The sequence below is a fragment of the Neoaquamicrobium sediminum genome (genome assembly GCF_040970315.1).
Classification (GTDB): domain Bacteria; phylum Pseudomonadota; class Alphaproteobacteria; order Rhizobiales; family Rhizobiaceae; genus Aerobium; species Aerobium sediminum.
Window position 1 is genome coordinate 1 of record NZ_JAZHFV010000042.1, and the last position, 251, is coordinate 251.

1 protein-coding gene is annotated in these 251 nt (G+C 66.9%); it reads right to left on the bottom strand.

The window, feature by feature from the left end; all coding sequences use genetic code 11:
* Window positions 1-251 (bottom strand): TRAP transporter substrate-binding protein DctP (gene dctP, locus V1479_RS26155; protein WP_368805383.1); only part of this gene is annotated, 251 nt, incomplete at both ends.

Sequence of the window (251 nt, forward strand, 5' to 3'; positions counted from 1 at the left end):
CCCAGCGCCTCGAAGGCGGTGATGTGGGTCGGGTTTTCCATCGTGCGCAGCTTCAGGCCGGCGACGTCGGCAGGCCCTGCAATGGCGTTGCGGTTGTTGGTGATGTGGCGGAAGCCCTGCTCGCCCCAGGCAAGTGCGACGAGGCCGACATCGTCGAACTTGGCCAGGATTTCCTGGCCGATCGGGCCGTCGAGCACGGCGCGGGCGTGGGCAAGGTCACGGAACAGGAACGGGATGTCGAAGACGCCGGT